This is a genomic window from Nocardia sp. JCM 38205, assembly GCF_058222935.1.
The window spans coordinates 397,564-422,920 of record NZ_JBYHFL010000006.1; the positions used below are offsets into that span (position 1 = coordinate 397,564).

Sequence of the window (25,357 nt, forward strand, 5' to 3'; positions counted from 1 at the left end):
TGTCGGCCCGCGGTAGGAGGTGGACGCCGCGGGCCGTCGCACTCGTGCGCCGACTGCCGCTCAAGCGGTGAAAGGCCGATGAGCGGCCGGGCATCCGGCAGCGGGAAGTTCCAGCTCGATCAGATATCGCTCCTGGGCAGCGCGCACGCACGGGCTGGTCGGATCGTGCCCGTATCCGGGAATCACCATCAGGTGTGCGTTGCCGAGCGCCTGCTGTGCGCGTTGGGCAGCAGGCAGCGGGGTGGCAGGATCGAAACGGTTGTTGATCAGCAGCGCGGGCGTTCTGGTGCGCAACGTCCACGGTCCGAGATAACGCTGCGGGTAGCCCGACTCGGGTGCGGGCCAGGCAGCGCAAGCCTGTAGCGGATACAGCCAGTAACCGCCGAAAGTGGGTGCGGTGCGGTCGAGTTCGCGCCCGAGTTCCGGCCAGCGGTCCGGATCGCGCGGCAGTGAGTTGTCGGCACAGCTGATCGCGACGTAGGACTCGAGGAAGTCGTAGTCGAACGGCGCCGACGCCAGAATCGCGCGGGCAGCGGCCGGATCACCGAGCGCTGCCCGTTCGAGCTCGGACAGTAGCCGGGCCAGTGCGGACCAGCCCTGATCGGGATCGTAGAGCAGAGCCGCGTGCACCAGCATCAGATCGTGGTAGCTGAACGGCAGCGCGTCGGCGCCCGACCCGATCACGATCGGAGCCCGTTCGAGCGACGCGAGCAGCGTGGTGTGCCGCTGACGGAGATTCCCGCCGGCGAACGCGCACGCGCCGGGCGCGGCGGTCTCGCACAATCGCAGGAATTCGGTGAGCACTTCCTCGGTGCCGGTGGCAGCGTCACCGAGGGCGGTGACGCTGTCGTTGGTATACCGCTGGGGGTCGATCATGGAACCGAGCTGCAAGGCGCGCACCCGGTCGGGGAACAGCGCGCCGTACACCTGGCCCAGGTAGCTGGCGTAGGAGTAACCGACGTAGGTCATCTGCGGCTCGCCGACCGCGCGACGCAACAGTTCCAGATCGCGCGCCGCGTCGACGGTGGTCAGGTACGGAAGCATCGCACCGCTGTGCTCGGCGCACCCGGCGGCCAGTTGCCGAGCCGCCGCCGCAGCCGCCCTGTCCTGCTCACCGTTCACCGGTGGAATGCGCAGGCCATCCCAGAACTGTTGTTGCGCGGCATCGTCGGCGAAACATCGCACCTGTCCGCTGCGCCCGATGCCCCGCTGATCGAAGGTCACGACATCGAAGCGTCGCGCGATCTCACCCGACAGAATCTCGGTGTCGCGGGCCCAGTCGTATCCCGAGCCGCCCGGCCCACCGACCGCCGCGAAAACCGTCCCGATGCGCTGCTCCGGATCGGCGGCGGGCTGCCGGACCAGCGCCAACGACACCGTTCGCCCCTGCGGCCGCGCGTAGTCCACCGGCACCCGCACCCGAGCGCACTGATGGCCGTCGAGCCCCGGCTCCGCACACGCATCCCACCTGAGCTCCGGCGTGGGCACGGCGTCGGCCTCCGCGGCCAAGCGGGCCACCATCGCCGACGCCTGATCGACGCGCTCTCCGGTGGCCGCGCATCCCGCGACGGTCACCGTGAACATCACCGCAAGAACAACTCTCGCCCACCGCATCACCCGATGATCCGCGACCTCCCTCGGCCGAGCATCCTCCTTTGGTGCGACATCCAGGGTGCGAATTTCGGGGTTGACAGCCGCGAGAACAGCCCGGTCGACGCCTGAGCGGGTTACGACACTCGGGGACCGGCACTCACTCGGTCTCCCTGCGGTCCCCGGGCTCCGGCATGGCGAGTGTCAGCAATCCGATACCCATGGCCACCACCGCGATAGCCGCCATCATCGTGATGGTGCCGGCGACGGTGTGCGAACCGAAGAACAGTGTGGTCAGCACCGCGAGACCGACGGCGTTGCCGATCTGTTCGATGGTGGGCAGCACACCGGAAGCTTCCGCCATCCGGTCGGCGTCCAAACCGGACAGCATGATCGGTTGCAGTTGCACGCCGAAAACGCCGACGCCGAACCCCGAGGCGAACACCGGCCCGGCCCAGAGCAGCGCGTTGATCTCGCCCCCGCTGAGGTGGAGGTAGATCGCACCCGCGGCCATGCAGCCGCCGAACAGGGCGATGCCTGCGGCGAGAACGCGGATCCCCCAGCGCTGCACCAGGATCAGCGAGCCGATCGCACCGGCGCCCGCGCCGAGGGCGAACAGGCTCATCACCAGGCCGGTGCGCCACGGCGAATAGCCGAGCACATCCTGCATGGTGATGGAGGCGGCGAAGACGAAGGCGGTGAACAGGCCGAAGAAGGCGCACACCAGGATCGAGCCGATGCGGAAGCCTCGGTCGTCGAAGAGCTCGAGGCGAACCAGCCTGCTCGCGCCGCGCACCGCCTGCCTGCGTTGATGGGCGAGGAATACCGCTGCGAGGGCGAGCCCGGCCGCACCCACCGCGATCAGCTCCGGGTTCCAGCCGTGCTCCTGGATCTGGGCGAGGGCGAAGATCAGCGCGAACAAGCCGGCCGTCGACAGCACCACACCGCCGAGATCGAGCCGGTCGCGGCCCTCCGGCCGGCCCATCCGCAGGTACCGCCAGCCCAGCACGAAGGCGAGAACGCCGATCGGCAGGTTGATCAGGAACACCGACCGCCACCCCCAGCCACCGATATCGAGGGTGATCAGCGCACCACCGACGATCGGGCCGAGCATTCCGGCGAAACCAGCGACGCCGCCATAGAGCGCGAAGACCAGTGGATGACGTTCGCGTGGAAAGCTCGCGGTCAGAATCGCAATGGTCTGTGCCGCCATCCCCGCGCCCGCCGCGCCCTGGATGACGCGGGCGAGCACCAACTCCGTCGCACCGGTCGCCAGCCCACACCACAGCGATGCGGCGGTGAAGGCGACCACCGAGGCCAGGAACATCACCCGCCTGCCCACCATGGCGCCGATCCGGGCGGCGGTGAGCAGCGTGCACGCGAAGGCCAGCGAATACCCCGAGATCACCAGCAGCTGTGCCGACCGGGAGGCGCCCAGATCGGCGGTCAGCTCGGGCAGCGCGGTGTTGACGATCGTCACGTCGATCATCTGCATGAACACCGCGATCAGGCAGCCGGCGAAGGCCAGCCAGGCCGGCAGTTCGCCGCTGACCTTCTCCCGCAGCGTCGCCAGATCCGGCACCATCGTCACGCGGTGAGCTCCATGATCGCGCGCTGCCCCGACAGCGCCAGCTGGGTGGGGAAGCTCATCCGCACCAGCCGATGCGGCGCCGCTTCCTCGAAATGGGCGATGAACGGCGGCAGGATGCCGCCGATCACCTTGTCCAGCAGCATGTTCACCTGCGCGAACCCGGGCCGCAGCCGTACCTGCCAGCATGGCACGCTGCCCGCGGGCACCTCGACGGTCATGCGCTTTTCAATCTTGGCGAGCAACGGCCAATGCACGGAGAAGGCCAGCCAGACGTCGATCTGCTCGATATGCCCCTCGGCGAATTCGAGACCGCGCAGCAGCGTCAACCCGCCCGCGATCGGCATGATGTTCAGCGGAAACGGCGCCGGTCCCGCACCGAATTGCAGATGCGTGGTGTGCAGGAAGTTCGCTTCTTCCCGCGAGACCACCGTGCTGCCGGACCGGGTTTCGGCTCGGTAGTGCTCGGCCCGCAACCGCTCGCCCGCGCGTTTGAACCGCTGCTCGATCGTCATGGACAGATCGCTGCCACCGCGCCCCGCCCCGCCGAGGCGGGCCTCGACCGTCGAGAGGTACCCGCCGGGCTCCCGCACGATGAGGTTGGTCATCTCGAAGCCCTGTGGCTGATCGGCGGGCCGGACCGAATACACCGATTTCTCGCCGTCGGGAATCCACGGATCCCGGAACACGGTGGGCACATATCCTCCTGGGTCAGCGGGGTTCCGCGGTCGCGGCGATGGCCACGAACACCGATTTCATGGCGGCGACGTAGCGTTCCACCGAAGCGTGCGCGACCTCGGTGCCTGGATAGATGACGCTCAACCACGTCCCCGTCGGCAGCCGGTTGATCCAGATGAGCACTTCCTCGGAGGCAGCGCGGTTGGCGTACACGCCCGCGGTGATCTCGTCGAAGAACTCGTGCCCGGTGAAATCCCGTGCGTCGATGAACGAGATCATCGGGGTGACCCAGCCCGGTTCGGCCTTGATCTCGGAATCGGCGGGCAGCAGTTCCAGCACGCGGTGAAAGGACGTGGGCGCCAGCCGGAGCCCGTTCTCGTAGGCGCGCTGGGCGATGGTCAGCGCCCGGGTGTGGGGGGTGCTCGGCCCGAGTGGGAACGCGACGGGCACGAGGGTCACGTACCAGCCCACCGAATTACCTTCGGCCGCCGATGTCCTGGTACTGATCGGCGTCATGCCGAAGTAGTAATCGGAATCGGTGAGTTCTCGTTCGGCCAGCGCGGCGGCCGCGAACGCGCCGCCGACGAATTCGGCGTCGTGCGCGCGGCACACCTGCTCGAACCTGGCGGCGTCGTCCTCGTCCAACAGCAGAATGCTGCGGTGCGCGCTGCGGTTGTATCCGTCGGACCGCTTGCCGAGATCCAGCGGAAACGACGGCAGCCGATTATCGTTGCCCCGCAACAGCTCCAGCCATTTGCGCACTCCCGGCGACGACAACGTCAACCGGTCGCTGTGCGCGCGCTCGGCCAGGCAGTAGTCCAGGTAGCTCGCCGCCGGCGGTAACGGCTCCGCCTCGCCCCACATCTGCGCCGCGTACAGCTGTGCGAAATCGGACGCGGACAGGTACTGACCCAACCCGTCGGTGTGCAGGTGGTCAACGGCGAGGTACACCGTGGTCGATTCGCCGTGTTCGATCGCACCGAAGGTGAAGCAATCCCATTGGAACGGACCCGGTGTGGTCTTCTCCACGTGGGTGCGAATCGATTCCGAGTCGTCGATCATGCCGTAATCGATGGGTACGAACTCGACCGCGTCCTCGGGTACCAGATGCCGCCGCACCACCCCACCCGGTTCGATGGCGAACCAGGTGCGGAAGGTGTCGTGGCGCAACAGGAACTGATGGATCACCCGGGTCATCGCGTCCCGGTCCAGATCGCCGATCGGGATTTCCGCGGTGACCAGGCACAGCCCGGAGAACCGGAATTCGGCGTGCGCGTGCCGGTCGGCCAGCCGCAGATACTGTTCCTGTTGCAGTGACGGCGGCGCCGGATGTTCCGGCGCCTGGTGCGCACGTTCGAGCGAGCGCGGCGAGGCGACCCAGGTGATGAGGCGGCCGGGCGCCGGCTCCCACTCATCGATGAGACCGAAATCGACCATGTCGGTGTCCTCGTTCCCTACCGGGCCACGGCCATGGACGATTCGTCGACGAGGTCGCTCACCGCGGAACCGTTCCCGTTCGGGTGCGCGGCACCCGCGTCGCTGTGGCCGTTCGCGGCGGCGGCGACCACCACCGGCGCTTCCGGCACCGGCTGCGTCTGCCCGGCGTCGTGGGCGAGGATCAGCTCCGCGACCTTCGGACCGGCCTGTTCCAAGCTGAACGAGCGACCCATCTGCAACGACATCAGATCGATCCCGAGCGTCTTGGTGACGCGAGCGCCCAATTCGACCGCCATCAGCGAGTCGAGACCGAGCTCCGGCACCGGGACCGTCATGTCGATCGACTCCACCGGCACGCCCATCACCACGGCCAGTTCCTCGGCCATCTTGCGGGCGATGTAGGTGCCCCGTTTGGTCTCCTCCATGGCGGCCAGTTCCTCGCGCAGCCGCGCCAGTTCCGAGGTGTCCTTGGCGGAAGCCTTGGCCAGCGCGATGGTGCGCCCGGTGCGGGTCAACTGGGGGAAGGTGCCGGTCAGTTTGGCCCAGTCGGTCGGGATGATCGCCGCACGCGACACCCCGAGCCGCAGGGTCTGCTCCATGTAGGCGGTGGCGTCGGCCATGTCGATCGGGCCGAAACCGACCAGGTCGAGGTATTTTTCGGCGGTTTCGTCGGAGGCCATGCCGCCGGTGGCGCCGGAGAGGTGGCCCCAGCCGATGCACAGCGCCCGCTCACCGGCCCGCGACCACTTCTCGGCCAGCGATTCCACCGCGACGTTGGCCGCGCAGTAGTTGTACTGGCCGTAGATGCCGTACATCGAGCCGCCCGAGGAGCAGAGCACGAACATGTCGAGGGTGATCCCGGCGTCGGCGACGGCCCGGTGCACCACCTGCGCACCGTGCACCTTCGGCCGGTACACCCGGTCCAGCTGTTCGTATTCCATCTTCGAGATGCGGTTGTCGGCCACCGCGCCCGCGGCGTGGAACACCCCGCGCAACGGATGCTCGGCGCTGTGGTTGCGGGCGATCACCGCGGCGATCGCATCGGCATCGGTGACGTCGGCGAGTTCCTCGATCACCTCGATGCCGACGGTGCGCCACGCCTCGAGCTGCTGACGCGCCTCCTCGGTGGCCGGGCCGCGCCGGCCGAGCAGCACCAGTCTGCGCGCACCGCGCAGCGCCAGCCAGCGGCCGATCGCCAGGCCGAACCCACCGAAACCGCCGGTGACGAGGTAGCCCGCGGTGTCGCTGATCTCGACCTCGGGCAGGTAGGGCCGCACCGGCGGTTCGGGTGAATCCATCCGCAGGGCGATCCGGGCCGGCCGCGACGAGCGCAACGTCTCTTCGAACGCCTTGCTCACCTCTTCGGTTTCGTACAGCTGGTACGGCAGCGGAGTGTAGGTGCCGTCGGTGACCTTCTCGAACACCCGCTCCAGCAGCCGGGCCAGCCGCTGCGGCTGCACCGCCACCAGCCGGTCCAGGTCCATCGAGTAGTAGGCGAGGTTCTTGTCGAAGTTGGCCAGCTCCAGCAGTCCGCCGGTATAGATGTCGGCCTTACCGACCTCGACGATCCGGCCGAATTCCGCGGCGGCATTGAAGTTCTGCCGCAGGATCTCCCCCGGCGCACTGCTGACGATCACATCGGCACCCACGCCATTGGTCAGGGCCAGCACATCGTCGACGAAGTTGAGCGAGCGCGAATTCACCGCGTAATCGGCGCCGAGGGCGAGCACATGGGCACGGCGTTCGTCGGTGCTCGCGGTGCCGATGATGCGAGCTCCGCGCGCCTTGGCGACCTGGATGGCGGCGGTGCCGACGCCGCCGGCCGCGCCGTGGATCAGCACCGTCTCCCCCGGCTCCAGTCTCGCCAGATCCAGCAGCGCGTATTCGGCGGTGCCGAAGGCGATGGTGCTGGTGCAGTGGGCGGGATCGGTGTCGGCGGGCAGCACGACCGCGAGCTGCCGGTCCACCACGGCGTACCGGCGCATCATGCCCTTGGAGGCCACCGCCACCAGGTCACCGACCGCGACGTCATCGACGCCGTCGCCGACGCGCACCACGGTCCCGACGCCTTCCATACCCGGCACGGTGCCGAAGTAGGTCGGCGCCAGCTCGCGTTCACCGAGCAGCCCGATGATCTTGAGCGGGTCCTTGTAGTTCAAGCCGATGACCCGCATACGGACCTCGATCTGACCGGCGCCCGGTGCCGTGCGCGGGCATTCTCGCCAGGCCAGCGCCGACAGCAGCCGGTTGCGTGGGATGTCGAGTGCGAAGTTCGCCTCCGGATCGGTCAGCGGTGTCGTCGCATCGAGTTCCTCGAGCCGGTCGGGCAGCGGCTTGGTGACCACCGGCGCCCAGCGTGTGCCATCGCGCAACAGCACCTCGTCGCAGTTGTCATACGAGAAGGCGCCCGGCACGGCCAGTTCGGCGACCAGGTCGGCGATCGCGGTGCCCGGCTCGATGTCGACGAGCCGCCACCGCAGCGGGGTCTGCTCGTTGAGCAGCACGCGCCGGGCACCGGCCAGCGCGGCCTGATACGGATTCGGCGGAACCTGGCTGTCGGGCAGGGTGAACGCGCCCTCGGTGACCAGGGTGCAGTGGACGACGCCGTCACCGAAGACCGATTGCGGAGTATCGGCGCCCTCGACGGGTGGGTTGGCGAATTCGTCCACCGCGACCGCGAGACGCTTCAACGTCCACAGGGCGGTCATATCGTCGTCGACCGTGCCTGCGACGAGGCAGACATGCAGTCGATCGGTGCCGTCGGCCCTGGCGGCCGCCAGGTTCGCGACCAGGTCGGCGTCGAGCGAATCCGCGGCCGGATCGGCGACGTAGAGCCGTGAACCGGGCAGCGCGGCCGCGAGTTCGCCCGCACGGCTGCCCGCACCGAGTTGCACGATGACGGTGGACACCGTTCCGGCCTCGGCCAGCGCGGCCGGGTCGATCGGGTCCCGCTGTTCCATGGTGTCGCTGTAGTAGAAGTCGGCCATCCGGTGCATCGGGCTGTCACCGGGTTTGAGCGCACCGATCTGCAGGCCCGTCAGCCTGGCGACCAGCAGGTGATCGGAGTCGAGCAGATCCACGTCGGCGCGCAGCCGGGCCGACGGGTCCCGCCGGACGACGACGGTGATCTCGTCCGGCAGATCGGCCAGCAGGCGAACGGCCGCCACACCGACGGGCACCATCACGCCCTCGTTGATGCGTTCATCGGCGAACAACAGGGCGGCGCACTGCATGGCGGCGTCGACGACGGCGGGGTGGGCGAGGTGCCCGGAATCGGCGGCGATCGAGCCGTCGACGGTGGCCACCACCGCGTCGCGGCCGACCCGCACCGACGTCACCCGCTGGAACGACGGACCGTACTGCAGGCCCGCCGCGGCCAGACCGGAGTAGAACATCGCCGGGTCCACATCCACGCCGACCTCGATGGACGGCACCCGGACCACGGTCTGCTCATGGCTGCCGGTCAACGTCCGCCCGGAGGCGTGCACCGTCCATGCGGTACCGGTGGCGCTGCGCGACCGGATCAGGAAGCGGCCACTGGCCTCCTCCACACTCAACGCGACCAGCGGCACGTCCGGTGCGCCCATGATCAGCGGCGCGATGAACCGCACCCCTTCCAAGGCGACCTGTTTCGCGCCGATCCTGGACGCGGTGGCACTGAGCGCCGCGTCCAGGTAGGCCGCACCTGGCATGATCTTGATGCCGTTGACCACGTGATCCGACAGCCACGGCAGCACTTCGGTCCCCACCTGCAACAACCATTCGGGGCGGCCCTCGACGTCCGGATCGCCCAGCATGGCATAGGAATCGGGGGTGCCGAGGCGGGCCTGTTCGAACAGTGGCAGCGCCGAATGCAGCCGGGTGCGCTGCCACGGGTAGCGCGGCAGCGGCAGATGCGGAGTGGCCGGGCGATCGGGCGGGAACAGCTGGTCGCGGTCGAGCACACCGGCGGCGTGCAGGCCGATCAGGGTGCGGCGCAGGCTCACCGCATCGGGCTGCTCGCGATCGAGGGTCGCCACGGTGGTGCCGTTGACGTCGGCGCTGAGCATCGCCTCGCGAATATTGCCTGACAGCACCGGATGCGGGCCGACTTCGAGGAACACGCGGCTGCCCGCGGCGGTCAGCGCGCTGATGGCGTCGTAGAAGCGCACCGGCTGACGCACATTCGACCACCAGTACTCGGCGTTCCAGTCGCCCTCGGTGACCTGTGCGCCGGTGACCGTCGAGTACAGCGGCACCCTGGGCGCACGCGGGTCCAGCCCGGCGAGCACCTCACGCAGTTCGGCTTCGATCGGCTCCATCAGCTTGCTGTGATAGGGCACTTCGACGCGCAGGCGCCGGGCGAAAACACCCTCCTCGGTGAGCTTTTCGGCCAGCTCGTCCAACCTCTGCACGTCACCGGAGAGGGTGAGTGCGGTGGGGCTGTTGATGGCTGCGATATCGATGCGCGGATCGCCGCCGATGAGTTCGACTGCCTGCTCCTGGCTCAGACCGACCGCGAGCATGCCGCCGGTGCCCGCGGTGGTCGCCTGCAACCGGGCCCGGTGGTAGGCCACGCGCACCGCGTCCGGCAGTGACAGCATCCCGCTGATGTAGGCCGCCGACACCTCGCCGACGCTGTGGCCGACGATCGCGGCGGGCTCGATCCCGTACTGCGCCAGCTCACGCACGAGCCCGACCTGCACCAGGAAGTTGGCCGGCTGCGCCACCTCGGTGTGGGTGACCCGCGACTCGTCCTCGGGTTTGCGCAGCTCCTCGATGATCGACCAGCCCGCGATGGCCCGGAACTCGGCGTCGACCTCCGCGGCGGCCGCGGCGAACGCGCCGCCGTCGGCGAGCAGTTCCCGGCCCATCTTCCAGTGCTGCGGGCCCATGCCGGAGAACACGAACACCGGTTCGACGGCGCGGGAAATGATGGTCTTGGAGGCGTCGCGGCCTTCGCCGCCGGCGTAGGCGCGCAGGTCGTGGATCAGCTCGTCGGTGGAGTCGCCGAGCAGCACACCGGTGCGGTACGGGTGCTGCGCCATTCGCGTCCACGCCGCTTCGGCGAGGTGCTCGGGGTCGGCGCCGGCGCTGAGCAGGTCGGCGAAACGTCCGGCCAGCGTCCGGGCTGCGGCGGTGCTGCGCGCGGAGATGGGCAGGATGCCCAGGTGGGTCCAGCTCGTCCTGGTCTCGGCAGGCTGCCGGGATGCGCCCCGGTACTCCTGCAAGATGGCGTGGGCGTTGGTGCCGCCGTAGCCGAAGCCGTTGACCGCCACCGACATCGGCGGCGCGTCGGCGGGCAGCGGTTGTGCCTCGGTCTGCACGTGCAGGCCCAGCTCGTCGAACGGGATGTCGGGGTTCTGTTTCTCCAGCCAGCCCTGCGGCGGCAGCGTGCGATGCTTGATGGCCAGTGCCGCCTTGATGACGCTGGCCACGCCCGCGGCGGCCTCGGTGTGCCCGATGGTCGCCTTCACCGAGCCGACGCCGACAGTGCCGTCACGCCCGGTCGCCGCACCGAATACCTGGCCGAGGGCCCGCAATTCGACCGGGTCGCCGACCAGCGTGCCGGTGCCGTGTGCTTCGAGGTAGGTGATGGATTCCGGGGCCAGGCCCGAACGCTCGCACACCGAACGCGCCAGCGCCTCTTGCGAATCGACATTGGGCACGGTGATCGCGGTGGTGCGCCCGTCCTGATTCGATCCGGTGGCCTTGACCACGGCATAGATCCGGTCGCCGTCGCGCTCGGCGGCGTCGAGCTTCTTCAGCACCACCATGCCCGCACCCTCGCCGCGACCGTATCCGTCGGCGGAGGCGTCGAAGGATTTGCAGCGGCCGTCGGCGGCGAGGAAGCCGCCCTTGCACATCAGGACGAACGTCTCCGGCTGCAACATCACGTTCACCCCGCCCGCCAGCGCCACTTCGCAGTCGTCGTTGTCGAGTGCCTGGCAGGCCAGATGGAACGCGACCAGCGACGACGAGCAGGCGGTGTCGACGGTGATCGCCGGGCCGACGAGATTGATCGCGTAGGCGATCCGGTTCGACAGCATGGTGTAGGACGCGCTGGCCGGGGTGTGCATATCGGTGTGGAACAGCGCGGGACCGACCACGCCGATCACCGACTGGTCCACCACGAACCCGCCGACGTACACGCCGACCGACGAGCCGGCTGCGCGTCCGGCGTACCCGGCGTCGTCGAGCGCTTCCCAGGTGACCTCGAGCATCAGTCGCTGCTGCGGGTCGAGCACCGTCGCCTCACGCGGTGAGATGCCGAAGAAGTCGGGGTCGAACTCCCACGGATCGATGGTCATGAAGGCGCCGCGCTTGGTGTAGGAGCGGCCAGGTGTGCGCGGCTCCGGGTCGTAGTAGCGGCGGTAGTCCCAGCGGTCGGCGGGCATGTCGACGACGCCGTCCCGCTTGTCGATCACGAAATCCCAGAAGGTCTCCGGTGAGTCGATTCCACCCGCGAACCGACAACCAATACCCACGATGGCAATATCGGACACACATTCCTCCGGTGTCTCGGTAGCGGCGATCACCGCAACCTTTTCTCGGCGATCACACTCGTCTCATGCGGCCCTACGCAGTCGACCGATGGGGCCCAAACTATGACCGAACGAAACGATATGGAAACGATTCGACCGAGGTTGGGGAACTCCACTGGCGCGTACCGGTGCGGCTTGTGATCGCACACCAGTCCGCCACCCGGCGCACCGGAAGGCGACCGGCTCCGACGACCGGCGAGAGTCGTGAATCCGCAGTTCACCACCGCATTCCACACCGGACAAAGCCGCAAGCGCACGCCCCTTGACGACGCACGGCGCACCGATACACATGCGTCACAAACGATTACGACTCGCTCTTGTGACGCCACGGAAATCGGCACTGTTCCGCCCGGAGCGCTGCGGCGAAGTTGTATCGTCGCGTCGATCCTCATGCATACAGCCGGCATCCGCGATTATTCATCGCTACCGGTGGTGAATTCGTGAGTACATTTTCGTCCCGCCTTGTCCGATGATGCCCGGCGGAGTCGGCGCCGCGTAGCAGCAGACCGGGCCGAACCGTGCAATGAAAATGGGAGGCGGCAATTGTTCGCCGAATTGACACAGTGGGCCGATGTGGTGGTGCGGCGGCGTTTCACCGTCATCGGGGTGATGGTGGCCGGACTGCTGGCCCTCGGCTGGTACGGGCTCGGGCTGGGCGGGCAGCTCAGTTCCAGCGGCTGGGATGATCCGGGCTCGGAGTCGGTGCGCGCGGCGCAATTGCGCGATGAGGTGTTCGGCACCGACCACAGCGCCGATGTGCTGCTGCTGTTCCACGCTCCCGAGGGCACGGCCATCGATGACCCGGCGTTCGCCGACCCGATCGTGGCGTGGCTGAACGCACTGCCGCAACGGTTCCCCGAGCAGATCGAGCGCGTCAACGGCGCCTTCTGGCCGACCGACACCGGCGTGGCCATGCCCGATATCTTCGGCACCGACGACCGACGGCACGCCTTCGCGTCGGTGGCGATCAGCGGCACCGATGACACCGCGCAGATGCGCAACTTCCGCGCCGTCGCCCCTGCTCTCACCCTGCCGGGCGTCGATATGGAAGTCGCGGGTGGACAGGCCGTGGCCGGCGCGTTGAACGACACCATGGCCGATGATCAGCGGCGAATGGAGCTGTTCGCCATCCCCGCGGTGGCGGTGCTGCTGTTCTTCCTGTTCGGTGGGGTGGTGGCCGCGGCGCTGCCGCTGATCGTCGGCGGGCTCACCGTGCTGGGCGCCTGGGGTCTGCTGCGGCTGCTCACCACGGTGACCGAAGTGAATTCGTTCGTCTCCCCGGTGGTTTCGATGGTCGGGCTCGGGCTGGCCATCGACTACGGGCTGTTCGTGCTCAGCCGGTTCCGGGAAGAGCTGGCCGACGGCCGCGAGGTGGACGACGCCGTGCGCCGCTCGGTGTCGACCGCGGGTCGCACCGTGCTGTTCTCGGCCACCATCGTGGTCGTCGCGGCGGGCGCCATCCTGGTCTTCCCGCAGGGATTCCTGAAATCCTTCGCCTACGGTGCCATCATCACCATCTCCCTGGCAGCGCTCACCTCGATCACGGTGTTGCCCGCCCTGCTGGCGGTGCTCGGGCGCCGGGTGGATCGGTTCGGCGTCGCCTGGTTCCGCCGCACCAGCGCCCCGAACCAGGAGCCCGACAATGTGTGGGGCCGCATCGCGGGCCGGGTCATGAAGCGTCCGCTGGCGGTGGGATTCGTGGTCTGTCTCGGGTTGCTGCTGGTGATCCTGCCGATGCGCAACCTCGCCTTCGGATCGATCAACGAGCGGTTCCTGCCGCCGGAGCATCCCACCCGGCTGGCCCAGCAGCACTTCGACGAGTTGTTCCCGCTGCGCCAGATCGACCCGATCGACCTGGTTGTCGTCACCTTCGATACCGGTGCGGGCGAGACGGTCCTGGCCCGCGCCAATCAGGCGCCCGGCCTGGCTGCGCCGTTCCCCGCGTTGATGCAGCGCCCGGCCCAGCCGAATGTGTTCGCCACGCAGACCGTGCTCGGCGCCTCCGGCGAGGCCGGGGAAACCATCGACTATCTGCGCTCCATGCCGCTACCGGCGGGCACCACGCTGCTCGTCGGCGGTCAGCCCGCGATCGAGAAGGACAGCATCGACGCGCTCGTCGCGCGCATGCCGTACATGATCGCGCTGGTCTTCCTCGCCACCACCGTCCTGATGGCGCTGACCTTCGGGTCGCTGGTGCTTCCGGTGAAGGCCGCCGCCCTGAACCTGCTCGGTCTCGGCGCCACCCTCGGGGTGCTGACCTGGGTGTTCATCGACGGCCACGGCGCAGATCTCCTCGGTTTCACACCGCAGCCGATCATGGCGCTGGTGCTGGTGGTGATCGTGTCGGTGATCTATGGGCTGTCCACCGACTACGAGATATTCCTGCTCTCTCGCATCGTCGAAGCACGGGCGGCGGGCCTGTCCACCACGGATGCGATCCGCGCGGGCGTCGCCCATACCGGGCGGATCATCACCGCCGCTGCCCTGATCCTGCTGGTGGTCACCGGTGCGTTCGCGCTCTCGGAGCTGGTGATGATGCAGTACATCGCCTTCGGGATGGTGACAGCGCTGCTCATCGACGCGACGGTGCTGCGCGTGCTGCTGGTGCCCGCGAGCATGAAACTGCTCGGCGAGGCGTGCTGGTGGGCCCCGGCGTGGATGCGGCGGGTGCCGCGCGCGGTCGTGGTCGAAAAGGAACCGGCGGTCACGTCATCCGGTGACGCGGATCCGGCGCCGGCAGCGGGTGGACTGCGCTGAGCGACCGCCTTCGCGCACAGGCGATCGTCGACTACAGCCATCGCGCGTGCGCCGGGCAGGCCGCTCTGCGAATCCGGCCGCCGACCAGCTCTCCCGCCTTCCCGGGGGCCATCCCCGTCGAGCGAGGTGCCCTCACTCGGTGATCGCGGCCTCGATCATCGGCCACGAATTGTGCAGGTCCTGCTGCCAGTAGCCCCAGGAGTGGGTGCCGCTGGGCCGGAGGTCGACGGTGGCCGAGATGTTCAAGTCGCGCAGCCGGTCACGCAACTGCTCGGTGCAGGTATGGGCGACCGCGTCCAGCATGCCGCCGAGCGCGATCTGATCGGCGAGTTTCACCGGGTCGCCGTGGATTCCCGGACCGTCGAGGGCATCCAGCGGGCCCGGCCGGCCGGTGCCGGTGGCGACGTAGATGGCGGTGCCGCGCAGCTCTTCGGCACGTAGGTAGGGATCGTTGGCCGCCCACAGCGGGTCCGACGGCGGCCCCCACATATTGGCGGGATCGCCCTGCTTGCCCAGCACGACGGCGGTGACCAGCGCCCGGCCGCGCGGGTCGCTGGTGCGGACACAGCCGCTGTAGGAGGCGATGGCGCGGAACTTCTTCGGGGCTTCGATCGCCAGCTGGAAGACGGCGGCGGCGGCCATCGACAAGCCCGCCACCGCATTGACGCCGGTGGTCGTGAACGCGGAGTCGATCACCGGCGGCAGCTCTTCGGTGAGGAAGGTCGTCCAGCGGTTGCGTCCGAGCCGGGGATCGTCGGCGCGCCAATCGGTGTAGAAGCTGGCGCTACCGCCGACCGGCATCACCACGTTGACCTGCTTGCCGGCGAAGAACTCCACGGCGTCGGTGGTGGTGAACCAATTCTTGCTCTCGGTCCACGCGCCGTTCTCGTCACCGCCGTCGACGCCGTTGAGCAGATACAGCGTCGGCGCGGGCCGCGAAGCATCGGCAGCCGGAAGCACTTCGACCGTGATGGGCCTACCCATCGCAGCGGAATGGACCGTCAGATCCACGACGCGCCCTGGACCGTGCTGCGCGGTGAGCAGCCGTGAGCCGTTGTCCGCCGGCCTGGCGGCGTCCATCGCGCGCACCGGGAACGGCGGATCGGCGGGCGGGCCGGGGGCACCCGTCGCCTGGCCCTGCGATCCGCCGAGCGCCAGCGCGAGCGTCAGCACCAGCAGCGGTGAGCCGCGCAGGCGGGTGCGGCGGTCCCGGCCGCCGGTGCGGACATCCACTCGGGAACCTCACGATCGTCTCGGATGGGCCTTCGTGCGGCCGAGGCTACGACCGGCGCCCCGGGATCCGAGACAGATCGACCCAGGTTTGGGTCCACACCCAAACGGGCCGACGCGGCGCTGGTACCAGCGACAACGGGGCCCGATCCGAGTACGGGCCCGGGGCGGCGTCTCATCGTCGACGTCGGCGCGCCGGATCGGGCCGGTCATCACCCTCGACGGGTGAAGCGGAGACGCATCGAATCGGGCACATTCGGATCACTATCCGCACCCCACGAAGGGATGAACGATGTCGCACTCCACTGAAACCGACTCTCCGGTCAAGCAGGGCTTCGCGGCGGGGACCTCCATCGGCGCATCGATTCTGCTGCTCACCGTTGGTGTGCTGTCGATCCTCCAGGGCATCTCCGCGGTCGCCGAGGACCAGCTGTTCGTCGTCGGCATCGAATATGTCTACGAATTCGATACCACCACCTGGGGCTGGATCCACATCATCCTCGGCATCGTCCTGGTGGTCAGCGCGATCGGCCTGATGTCGGGCACCACCTGGGGACGCATCGCCGCGGTCACCATCGCGGCGCTGTCGATCATCGCCAACTTCCTGTGGCTGCCCTACTACCCGCTGTGGTCGATCCTGATCATCGCGCTGAACATCGTCGTCATCTGGGCGGTGACCACCTGGAACCCCGATCGGATGTGACGTGCGGGGACCGCGATTTCACCCTCGCCGTGTGACGCGGTGGCGGCAGCAGATCCCTAGGTTGACGGTATGGGTGCCGTAATCGGAGATCTGCTGCCGTTGGCCGTCGGTGTGGCGATCTCACCGATCCCGATCGTCGCGGCCATCCTGATGCTGTTGTCCGCCAACGCGGGCAAAACCAGCACCGGATTCGGGCTCGGCTGGGTGGTCGGCATCGTCGTGGTCACCGGCATTGTCATCGCGCTGTCGGGCAGCCTGAGCGATTCCACCGACGACCAACCGTCAGCGGCCGCCTCATGGATCAAGATCGTCCTGGGCGTCCTGCTGATCGGGCTCGCCGCCAAACAATGGCTCGATCGCGCCGATACCGCCGTACCGGGTTGGATGCAGGCCATCGACGAGTTCGGATTCGGTAAAGCGGTCGGGCTCGGCGTGCTGCTGTCGGCGGTGAACCCGAAGAACCTGCTGCTGTGCCTGTCCGCTGGCGTCGTCATCGGAACGGCCGGGCTCTCGGCCGGCGGCGTTGTCCTGGCGGTCGTGATCTTCACCGTTCTCGCGGGCTCGACCGTGCTGGTGCCCGTCATCGGCTACGCGGTGGCCGCCGACAAGCTCCGTGGCGGGCTCGACACCATGAAGGCCTGGCTCCAGGCCAACAACCACATCGTGATGGCCATCGTGCTGCTGATCATGGGCGCGGTGGTGCTCGGGAAGGGCATCGGCGGATTGTGACGGCCGACCCGAGCGAGACGAGAGCACCGGCCCGCACCTGGCCGGTGTTCCTCTCGTTGCAGCACTACCAGCGCGGCTGGCTGCGCCCGGACGTACTCGCCGGGCTGACGGTCTGGGCGGTGCTGGTCCCCGAAGCCCTGGCCTACGCCTCCATCGCCGGGGTGCCGCCGGTAGTGGGGCTGTACGCCGCGGTCCCCTCGCTGGTGCTGTACGCGCTGGCGGGCAGTTCCCGGCATCTGGTGGTCGGCCCGATGTCGGCGACAGCGGCGCTGTCGGCGGCGATCATCGCGCCGCTGGCCGGCAGTGACGGCGCGCGCTTCGTCGCGTTGTCGACCGCGCTGGCCATCGCCACCGGCATCGTCGGGTTGATCGCCGGGCTCATCCGGCTGGGCTTCATCGCCTCCTTCATCTCCGAACCGGTGTTGAAGGGATTCATCGTCGGGCTCGCGCTGACGATCATCATCGGCCAGGTGCCGAAACTGTTCGGCATCGAGAAAGAACACGGCAATTTCTTCGAGCAGGCGTGGGGCGTCATCCGGCACCTCGGCGATACCCAGTGGCGCACGCTGCTGATCGGCGCATTGTCGCTCGCGGTGGTACTGGGGCTCAAACGCTGGCTGCCACTGGTGCCCGGCTCGCTGCTGGCGGTGCTGCTCGGCATCGGCGCGGTCACCGTCTTCGGGCTCGATGAGCACGGGGTGGCCATCGTCGGGCACATCGACGCCGGACTGCCGTCGGTCGGCCTGCCGGACGGGGTCGGCGCGAGTGACCTCATCGACCTGCTCGGACCCGCGGTCGGGGTGTTGCTGATCGGGTTCGCCGAAGGGCTCGGCGCAGCGAAAACCTATGCGGCCAAAGCCGGTTACGAGGTCGACGCGAACCGCGAGCTGTTCGGGCTCGGCGCGGCCAATCTCGGGTCCGGGCTCAGCTCGGGCATGGTGGTCAACGGCAGCCTGTCCAAGACCGCCGTCAACGGCAGCGCGGGCGCCAGGACCCAGCTCAGTGGGCTCGTCGTGGCGGCACTCGTGGTGCTGACGCTGCTGTTTCTGACCGGGCTGTTCGAGAAGCTACCGGAAGCGACGCTGGCCGGTGTGGTGATCGCCGCCGTCATCGAGCTCGTCGATATCGCCGCGCTGCGCCGCCTCTACCGGGTCTGGACCGCCCGGCTCGGCAGCATCTACGGCCACGCCGCCCGCGCCGATTTCCTGGCCGCCATCGCGGCGATGGCCGGGGTGCTGCTGTTCGACACTCTCCCCGGCCTGGTCATCGGTATCGGAGTATCGATGCTGCTGCTGCTCTATCGCACCTCACAACCGCATATCGCGACCTTGGCCAAGGACGGCTCCCGCTGGGTGGACGCCGAACGTCATCCGGAGCTCGAGCGCAGGCCCGATGTGCTGGTGGTGCGTGTGGAATCCGGGTTGTTCTTCGCCAACGCCGATTACGTCAAACAGCACATCGAGGCGCAGTGCACCGATCGCACCAAGCTCGTCGTACTCGACGCCGAGACCTCGCCCGTCATCGACGTCAGCGCCGCGCAGATGCTGGCGGAGCTGCGGACCGTGCTGGCGCGGCGCCGTATCGATTTCGCGGTGGCGCGCGATGTCGGGCAGTTCCGAGATGCGCTGGCGCGCTCGATTTCCGGTTCCGAGCCGGTGCCGGTGTATCCGACGGTGCGCGCGGCTGTCGATGATCTCGATCGCCGTTAGCGGTTCGACGGCGGCTCGCCTCGCTCCGAATTGGGTGTGGGAGAAGCCGGTTCGCTCGGCGGCGCCGTGGCCGCAGGTGGCGCTTGCCCGCCGGCACCGGATTTCACGGACTCGTCCGGGGTGGGCACCGGGTCTTCGTCGTCGCCGGAGGCACCGCCGATCAACGCATCGACCCAGCGGGTCGAGGGGTCGATGTCGAGCAGCAGCGCCTTCACCAGCAGCGTCAACGGGATCGCCAGCAGCGCACCGAGCGCACCGAGCACCCAGGACCAGAACACCAGCGATAGGAAGGTCACCGTGACGCTCAAACCCACCGCGTCACCGACGAATTTGGGCTGGATGATCGACTGGATCACGAAATTGATGACGCTGTAGACCACGATCACCCACACCATCGCCATCGGACCGCCGTCGAGCAGCGCCAGCAGCGCGGGCGGGATCAACCCGATGACGAAGCCGATATTGGGGATGTAGTTGGTGATGAACGACAAGATCGCCCACAGCACCGGCAGCGGCACACCGAGCAACCACAGCGCGCCACCATCGAGGACGGCGACGATCAACCCGAACACCGTGGAGACCAGCAGGTAGGTGCGGGTGCCGTGCACGAAACGCGACAGCGCGAAGGCGATATCGGGGCGCGCTCGCTGCACCAGCCGCATCCGCTTGCCGATCGTCATGCCGTCGACGGCCATGAACAGCAGCAGGGCGAGCACGAAGAACAGGTTGGAGAACACCCCGAGCAGTCCGGCCAGCACGTCATCGATGTAGCGGACGAGTTTGCCCAGATCGACGCTGCTCGTGGCCGTGTTGATCCGATCGTGGTCCACCCCGGCGCCGGCCAGCAGATTCCGTACCCCGGCCAGCAGGTCGTCGAGGTTGTCGGTGTATTTCGGTAGCTCGGTGGCCAACTGGGCCGCCGAGACGATCAGCGCTCCGATCAGCCCGACGATGATCGCGCCCACCGCCACCACCGCGGCCACCATGCCGAGCCAAGCCGGCCAGCCGCGCTTGCGCGCCCACCCCTGCACGGGCTGCACCGCTATGGTGAGCATCAGGGCGAGGAAGACGGGGCCGAGGATCCCCGCGAACACCTTGGCCCCCGCGACCGCGACCACCGCGCCGGCCACGGCCAGCAACACGATCAGCCCACGCGGAATCGACCACATCGTGGACGGCGCACCACCCGCCACCGGCGAACCCTCGGCTCCCATGGGCGACCTCCTCGGCACGCGTTCAGTTGGCGACGACCTCGCGCAGCTCGGCCTCCTGCGCATGCGGTCCCGTTCGGGCGAATCGGCGAAGTCAACCCAGCAATTGCCGCTTCGCCGCGGCGAACTCGTCGTCGGACAGCACGCCGGAATCGTGCAGTTGACCCAGCTGCTGAAGTTTCGCCACCAGGTCCTCGCCCCCGCCGGCCGCGGGCGCGGGTGCGGGCATCGGCGGTGATGGCGGTGGTGGTGCCTGCTGTTGGGCGGCGTAGGCCTGGCTTTCGGCCGCACGCCGTTGGGCACGGCGATCCACGGCGTTGGCCGTCGCCCGTGCGGTTCCGGAGATCACCGCGGTCCGCGCGACAGTTCCCAACAACCCCGGGCGCCCGACCCGTCCGCCACGAAAAACCATTGCCGTCCTCCTCTTTCGACCGATGACCCGCTACTGGACCGACAGCGCCGCGTCGACGGCATCGCGGGGAATCTGCACATGCAGCGCGACCTCACCGCCCGCGCCGCGCACTGTGCCCGCCAGCGTGCGCGCCCACGTCTGCTCGTACACGATCACCACCGCCGAGGTGCCCGGGTCCATCGCATCCCGGACGACATCGAGATCGGCATCGCTGACCAAGCCGCGCGGATCGACGGTGAGGCCGTCGAGTCCGGTCTCGGCCAGCGATTCGTCCACCTCGATCTGGCGGACGGCCCCGCCCTCGTCCATCGCGAGGTAGATGAGGTCGAGCACGGTGACGTAGCCGGCGTCGACCACCGCCGCCAGCTCGGCCCGCACGGTCGTATCCACCCTGGTACCGGGAAACGAGACCACGACCATTTCCACCGGTCCGAGTTCAGCTGCGTTCGACATGGGCTATACCGTTCCGGTGCGCCAGGTGGACACCGCCCAGATAACCACGATGTTCAAGGCGATGAGCAGCAGCGACCACCATGGGTAGTACGGGATCCACAGGAAGTTCGCGACGATGGACAAGCCCGCGAGGAACACCGCGACGACGCGGGCCCAGACGGCTCCGGTCATCAGCGCCAGTGCCGTGACGGCGATCAGCGCGCCGAGCACGATGTGGATCCAGCCCCAGGTGGTCAGGTCCCACCGGTAGGTGTACTCCGGTCCCTCGATGAACAATTCGTCGTCGGCGACCGCGGAGACGCCCTCCACGATGGACAGTACGCCGAGGACGAGCAGCAGCAGCGCGGCGGCGATCGTGGTGACCGCGGCGACGCCCTGGCGGACCGGATTGCGCGCGGGTTCAGTCATGTGTGTCATGGCCAGCCCTTTCTCGGTGATCGGCCGTAGTACAGGTATGCCGTAGCGCGGACGGTCGGCGCGTCACCCGAAACGGATGAACCCGGGCACTACCGGATGATGCGGCCGCCGACGGTGTGCACGATGACGACGTCGGGATGCCATGGCACCAGATCGCGCACCGTCCGCTCGAGCTCCTCGACCGGAGGCAACTGTTCGCGCGCCAGCACGTGGATGGTGGCCGCGTCGTTGTGCAGGCTGACGTCGGTGACCTGGGCGCCGGGCACTCCCGCCAACCAGGACCTGGCCGCGTCGGCGATCTGGTCGGCCCACAGCGACGACAAGGAGTTCACCACCATCGGCACCGCCACCAGGACCAGTCCCGCTGCCAGCACCGCGTACGCCCGGCCCCGGCGCACCGCCGCGGTGCCGGCTTCGCGGGCGTATCCGGTCGCGACGAGTACCAGGGTCGCGGTGATGATCATCGCGACCATGTTGGAGGCGAACAGCACGAACGCGCCGAGCGCGAGACCGGGCGCGTCGGAGCCGAGGCACACCCCGACCACGGCCAGCGGCGGCACCAGCGAGATCGCGATCGCGACGCCGGGCAGCACGTCGCCGACGTCGCGGCGGATGATGGCGATGACGCCGACCAGTCCGGTGGCCAATGCCGCGGTCAGATCCATCAGCTTCGGCGAAGTGCGGCCCACCACTTGCGAATTGGACAGCACATTCGTGGGATTCGGCAGCACCTGCGAGAACAGGAACCCGACGAAGACCACCACCACGATGCCCGCCAGCACCAGCAGCAGGCTGCGCGCGATCAGCGGTCCGCGTCCGGCGGCGATGCCGAGTCCCACCCCGAGGATCGGCACCGACAGCGGCGCGACGATCATCGCCCCGATGACGGTCGCGGTGGAATCGCCGACCACGCCGGAGGCGGCGATGATTCCCGAGAGCGTGAGCATGATCCAGAATGCCGATCGTTTCGTCGCCGATTCGCCCACGCCGAGATCGAGCCGATCGGTGAGCTCGTCGAGCGTGCGCCGCTGACCTGCAGGGACCAGCAGATGCATGGCCGCTCCCTTCAATCGGGTAATTGCCGCATCTCGAGCAGGGTGAGCCCGAGGTTGTCGATGCGCGCGAGGATGGTGCGCATCGCGGTCGGTCCGGTCAGCGGCCCGTACAGCACGGTCGTGCCCTGTCGATGTCGCCCTGGGGTGAGTTCGGGGAAGGCGGCCAGCGCGCGTTCGGACAGCTCCCCGTCCAGGATGAACTCGTAGCGGATCGGCATCGGGGCGCGGCCTCCCTCCGTATGTGCTGTCCTCCCCTGGCGGATTCATCGACTACCGCCCCGAGTGTGGTCGGACCGGGCACAGGTGGCCTCATCCCTTGCGGGTGAACTCCGATCAGAGCAGTCCGCTGCGGCGGGCCTCGGCGAGCACGTCGGTGCGGGAATTGACGCCGAGCTTGGCGTAGATGCCGCGCAGATGCGTTTTCACGGTATTGATCGAGACCCCCAGATCGGCCGCGATCTGCTGGGTGGTGCGGCCCGACGGCAATTGTCCCAAAATGCGCTGTTGGGTCTCGGTGAGCGCGGGATGCCGGTGCGCACGGACGGCGGCCGGATTGTGCCGGACGAAATCCACGAAATCCTCGTCGGGGCCGAAACTTCCGGCGAATTCATCCAATTGCTTCAGTACACCGGGAACGTCGAGAAACGGTCGCGCGATCTGGTCGGCTGCGGCGATGCGGACCGCGGATTTCAGTGCCTCGATCGACTTGGTCGCATTACCGAGCTCGGCGTGGGCGCAGGAGCACAGCAACCATGCGGCGACCGCCTGCACCGGATGCGGATCGCTGGTCGCGAGCAGTGGCTCGACCAGCCCGATCACGGTTTTGGGCCGATGCGCCGCGACGGCGACCGCCGCGGTGGCGACGACGGTTTCCGGGATCTCGCCGAGCACGGCCCTGGCCTGCTCGGTGAGCAGATGCGCGGTGCGCGGTTCCTGCACATGCAGCAGCACCCAGACCACATGCGGAATCAGCCCACCGCTGATCGCCGCCGACGGATGGGTACCGAGCATGTCGATGGTGGCGCTGCGGAGCAGATCGGCGGTCGGGCGGCGGTCGGCGGCGCTGTCGAAAGCAGCCAGTGTGCCGACGATCTGGGCCGGCAGCCCACCGGCAGGCGCGGTCTGCCCGTCGATGCCGGCGGATTCGGTCAGCAGGCCGATGGCGAGGCCGGACTCCGGCACCTCCCCCTGGAGGTAGGCGCCGAACACCTCGAGCGCGACCGCGTGCGCGGCGTCGGGGGTGTGGGTGAGCTGGTATTCGCGGGCGAGGGTGATCGCCCGGCCGGCGCGGCGGCGCATGGCGGTAATGGCTCCCGTGCGGCCGGAGGCCGTGGCCAGCCGGGTGACGGCGCGCAGATGCAGTCGCGGATGGCCGGAGGACTGCGCGAGGGCCAGCGCGGCCCGCATGCGCTCCTCGCCCACGGCGACGTTGTCGCCCATGATCTGGACGGTGGCCGCGGCGATGGCGAGATAGCACTGCACCTCCGGCGACTGCACCGGGGTCGGTGGCGGTGGCACCAGCGCGGTGGCGGAGTCCGCGGTGGCCACCCCGATCTCCGCATCCACCGCGTCGATGAGTGCGTCCACCACCTCGGGCTCGGCCAGCGAGGCACTGGGTCCTGGTCGGCCGCCCAATGCCTCTCGAAAGGCCACCGCCGCGGCGAGATCGCCACTGAGCAGGGCATCGATGGCGCGCAACAGCAGGAGGAACGGGTCGTCGAGCACCGCCGAACCCGCGCGCCGCAGCGCATCGAACACTGCGGGCCCGCCGCCGGCGATGACCTCCGACACCCCGTGCGCGGACAGGAATTCCAGCAGATGGCGTGGTTCGGACACCTCGGTCAGCTGCGCCCATGCCTGTGCGGATTCGCCCGCGGCCAGCAGCGACTGCGCGGTGCGCACTCGCAGGTCGTCGTGGTATCCCGCGCCGAGCCGGTTCACCTCGGCCAGGAAATAGCCGCGCAGGAACGGGTGATAGGCGTACCAGACCCTGCCCTCGCGCACCTTCGCGGTGAGCGGATAACTGATCCGCTCGAGTTCGTGCAGCCAGTACGCGGCCCCGCCGCCGACCAGTTCGTCGGCCATCCGTTCGGTGAACTCCACCGGCATGCTGGTCTGGGTGAGGAACTGGCGCAGGGCGGGCGCCAACGCGTCGATCAGTTCACCCGCCAGGAGGTCGGAGATGGAATTGGGCATCCGGGCGAGCACGGCGAGCGCGGTGCGGTAATCGCCCGGATGGGCGGCCAGGTAGATCGCCGCGATCCGGATCAGCGCCGCCCAGCCGTGGGTGAGCTCCATCAGCGTGGCCAGTTCGGCGTCGGCCAGCTCGCACCCGTGCTCCAGGCACAGCCGCGCGGCATCATCGGCGGAGAGCGCGAGTTCCTCAGCGCCCCAGCGGGCCAGCCGCGACTCGAGCTCGAGCAGATGCCACCGGATCGGCGGGTCGAAACGCGCGCAGAGCACCACCGCGACCCGCGACGGAAGATGCCGTAGGAAGTACTCCAGACCGGCAAGGGTCATCGGGTCGGTGATCAGATGGGCGTCGTCGATGACGACCGCGGCCCGCCGGCCGGATCGCTCGAGATCGGCCACGAGTTCGGTGGCCCGGGCGACCGGTGTCCGCAGCGCCGCCGCCACCGGCGGCGCCAAGCCGAGCCGGGCGCGCAGGTCGGCCCACAGTCCGTCCAGTGTGTAGCGCTGCTCGGTGATCGTCACCCAGGCCATCGTTGGTGTGCCGGGCAGGCTCCGCGCCGTCCGTGCGGTCCAGTCGGCGAGCAGGACGGTCTTACCGCTGCCGACCGGAGAGCAAATCAACAGCACACGGCCGGTCCCGGTGCTGGCGAATTCATCCAGCTGAGAAAGCA

17 protein-coding genes are annotated in these 25,357 nt (G+C 68.6%); 4 read left to right on the forward strand and 13 right to left on the reverse strand.

The genetic code is table 11. The features are described from left to right. Positions 1–60: 60 nt before the first annotated feature. The 5 genes from AC4HOU_RS23535 to AC4HOU_RS23555 form a co-directional block, all read right to left on the reverse strand. Positions 61–1,584: an alpha/beta hydrolase gene (locus tag AC4HOU_RS23535; RefSeq protein ID WP_228806712.1), complete on the reverse strand. Its 1,524-nt coding sequence runs from the start codon at positions 1,582–1,584 to the stop codon at positions 61–63. A 166-nt stretch (positions 1,585–1,750) separates the two neighbouring features. Beyond that, positions 1,751–3,175 carry an MFS transporter gene (locus AC4HOU_RS23540; protein ID WP_194991434.1) on the reverse strand — a complete coding sequence of 475 codons (1,425 nt, stop codon included), beginning with the start codon at positions 3,173–3,175 and terminating at the stop codon, positions 1,751–1,753. 2 nt (positions 3,176–3,177) lie between these two features. Then, entirely contained in the window at positions 3,178–3,876 is a 699-nt protein-coding gene (locus AC4HOU_RS23545; protein WP_163812345.1) for a hypothetical protein, read from the reverse strand. A gap of 13 nt (positions 3,877–3,889) precedes the next feature. After that, positions 3,890–5,293 carry a condensation domain-containing protein gene (locus AC4HOU_RS23550; RefSeq protein ID WP_194991430.1) on the reverse strand — a complete coding sequence of 468 codons (1,404 nt, stop codon included), beginning with the start codon at positions 5,291–5,293 and terminating at the stop codon, positions 3,890–3,892. A gap of 17 nt (positions 5,294–5,310) precedes the next feature. Beyond that, entirely contained in the window at positions 5,311–11,778 is a 6,468-nt protein-coding gene (locus AC4HOU_RS23555; protein ID WP_195019227.1) for a type I polyketide synthase, read from the reverse strand. A gap of 582 nt (positions 11,779–12,360) precedes the next feature. Here AC4HOU_RS23555 and AC4HOU_RS23560 point away from each other — a divergent pair. Next, complete coding sequence (locus tag AC4HOU_RS23560; RefSeq protein ID WP_163812352.1) at positions 12,361–14,574, forward strand: MMPL family transporter; 2,214 nt, start codon at positions 12,361–12,363, stop codon at positions 14,572–14,574. Positions 14,575–14,706: 132 nt separating this feature from the next. On the opposite strand, the gene AC4HOU_RS23565 is transcribed toward AC4HOU_RS23560, so the two are convergent. Continuing rightward, positions 14,707–15,750 carry an alpha/beta hydrolase gene (locus tag AC4HOU_RS23565; protein WP_195020734.1) on the reverse strand — a complete coding sequence of 348 codons (1,044 nt, stop codon included), beginning with the start codon at positions 15,748–15,750 and terminating at the stop codon, positions 14,707–14,709. Positions 15,751–16,096: 346 nt separating this feature from the next. Between AC4HOU_RS23565 and AC4HOU_RS23570 the strand changes: the two genes are divergently transcribed. The 3 genes from AC4HOU_RS23570 to AC4HOU_RS23580 all read left to right on the forward strand — a co-directional run bounded on the left by AC4HOU_RS23570 (position 16,097) and on the right by AC4HOU_RS23580 (position 18,945). Beyond that, the gene (locus AC4HOU_RS23570) at positions 16,097–16,507 is read left to right on the forward strand and encodes a DUF7144 family membrane protein (RefSeq protein ID WP_163812354.1); all 411 of its coding nucleotides are present in this window, start codon (positions 16,097–16,099) and stop codon (positions 16,505–16,507) included. A 69-nt stretch (positions 16,508–16,576) separates the two neighbouring features. Beyond that, entirely contained in the window at positions 16,577–17,236 is a 660-nt protein-coding gene (locus AC4HOU_RS23575) for a GAP family protein (RefSeq protein WP_195019226.1), read from the forward strand. Beyond that, a complete protein-coding gene (locus AC4HOU_RS23580) occupies positions 17,233–18,945 on the forward strand; it encodes a SulP family inorganic anion transporter (protein WP_324197292.1) in 1,713 nt (570 codons plus the stop codon). Before AC4HOU_RS23575 ends, AC4HOU_RS23580 begins: the two co-directional genes overlap by 4 nt. Here AC4HOU_RS23580 and AC4HOU_RS23585 read toward each other — a convergent pair. The 7 genes from AC4HOU_RS23585 to AC4HOU_RS23615 form a co-directional block, all read right to left on the reverse strand. Then, positions 18,942–20,159: an AI-2E family transporter gene (locus AC4HOU_RS23585; protein ID WP_195019225.1), complete on the reverse strand. Its 1,218-nt coding sequence runs from the start codon at positions 20,157–20,159 to the stop codon at positions 18,942–18,944. The genes AC4HOU_RS23580 and AC4HOU_RS23585 overlap by 4 nt on opposite strands. A gap of 91 nt (positions 20,160–20,250) precedes the next feature. Beyond that, positions 20,251–20,568 (reverse strand): SHOCT domain-containing protein, encoded by a 318-nt coding sequence (locus AC4HOU_RS23590; protein ID WP_194990056.1) that lies wholly within the window; start codon positions 20,566–20,568, stop codon positions 20,251–20,253. Positions 20,569–20,598: 30 nt separating this feature from the next. Beyond that, the gene (locus AC4HOU_RS23595; RefSeq protein WP_163812363.1) at positions 20,599–21,021 is read right to left on the reverse strand and encodes a DUF6325 family protein; all 423 of its coding nucleotides are present in this window, start codon (positions 21,019–21,021) and stop codon (positions 20,599–20,601) included. Positions 21,022–21,024: 3 nt separating this feature from the next. Then, positions 21,025–21,438, reverse strand: coding sequence for a DUF7144 family membrane protein (locus tag AC4HOU_RS23600; protein ID WP_163812365.1), 414 nt, complete (start codon positions 21,436–21,438; stop codon positions 21,025–21,027). Between the two features lie 89 nt (positions 21,439–21,527). Further along, positions 21,528–22,493 carry a DUF389 domain-containing protein gene (locus AC4HOU_RS23605; protein ID WP_195019224.1) on the reverse strand — a complete coding sequence of 322 codons (966 nt, stop codon included), beginning with the start codon at positions 22,491–22,493 and terminating at the stop codon, positions 21,528–21,530. 11 nt (positions 22,494–22,504) lie between these two features. Next, complete coding sequence (locus AC4HOU_RS23610) at positions 22,505–22,711, reverse strand: DUF8691 family protein (RefSeq protein WP_014350714.1); 207 nt, start codon at positions 22,709–22,711, stop codon at positions 22,505–22,507. A gap of 115 nt (positions 22,712–22,826) precedes the next feature. Then, on the reverse strand, positions 22,827–25,313 hold the full coding sequence (locus tag AC4HOU_RS23615) for a LuxR C-terminal-related transcriptional regulator (protein WP_195019223.1): 2,487 nt from the start codon (positions 25,311–25,313) through the stop codon (positions 22,827–22,829). Positions 25,314–25,357: the final 44 nt, after the last annotated feature.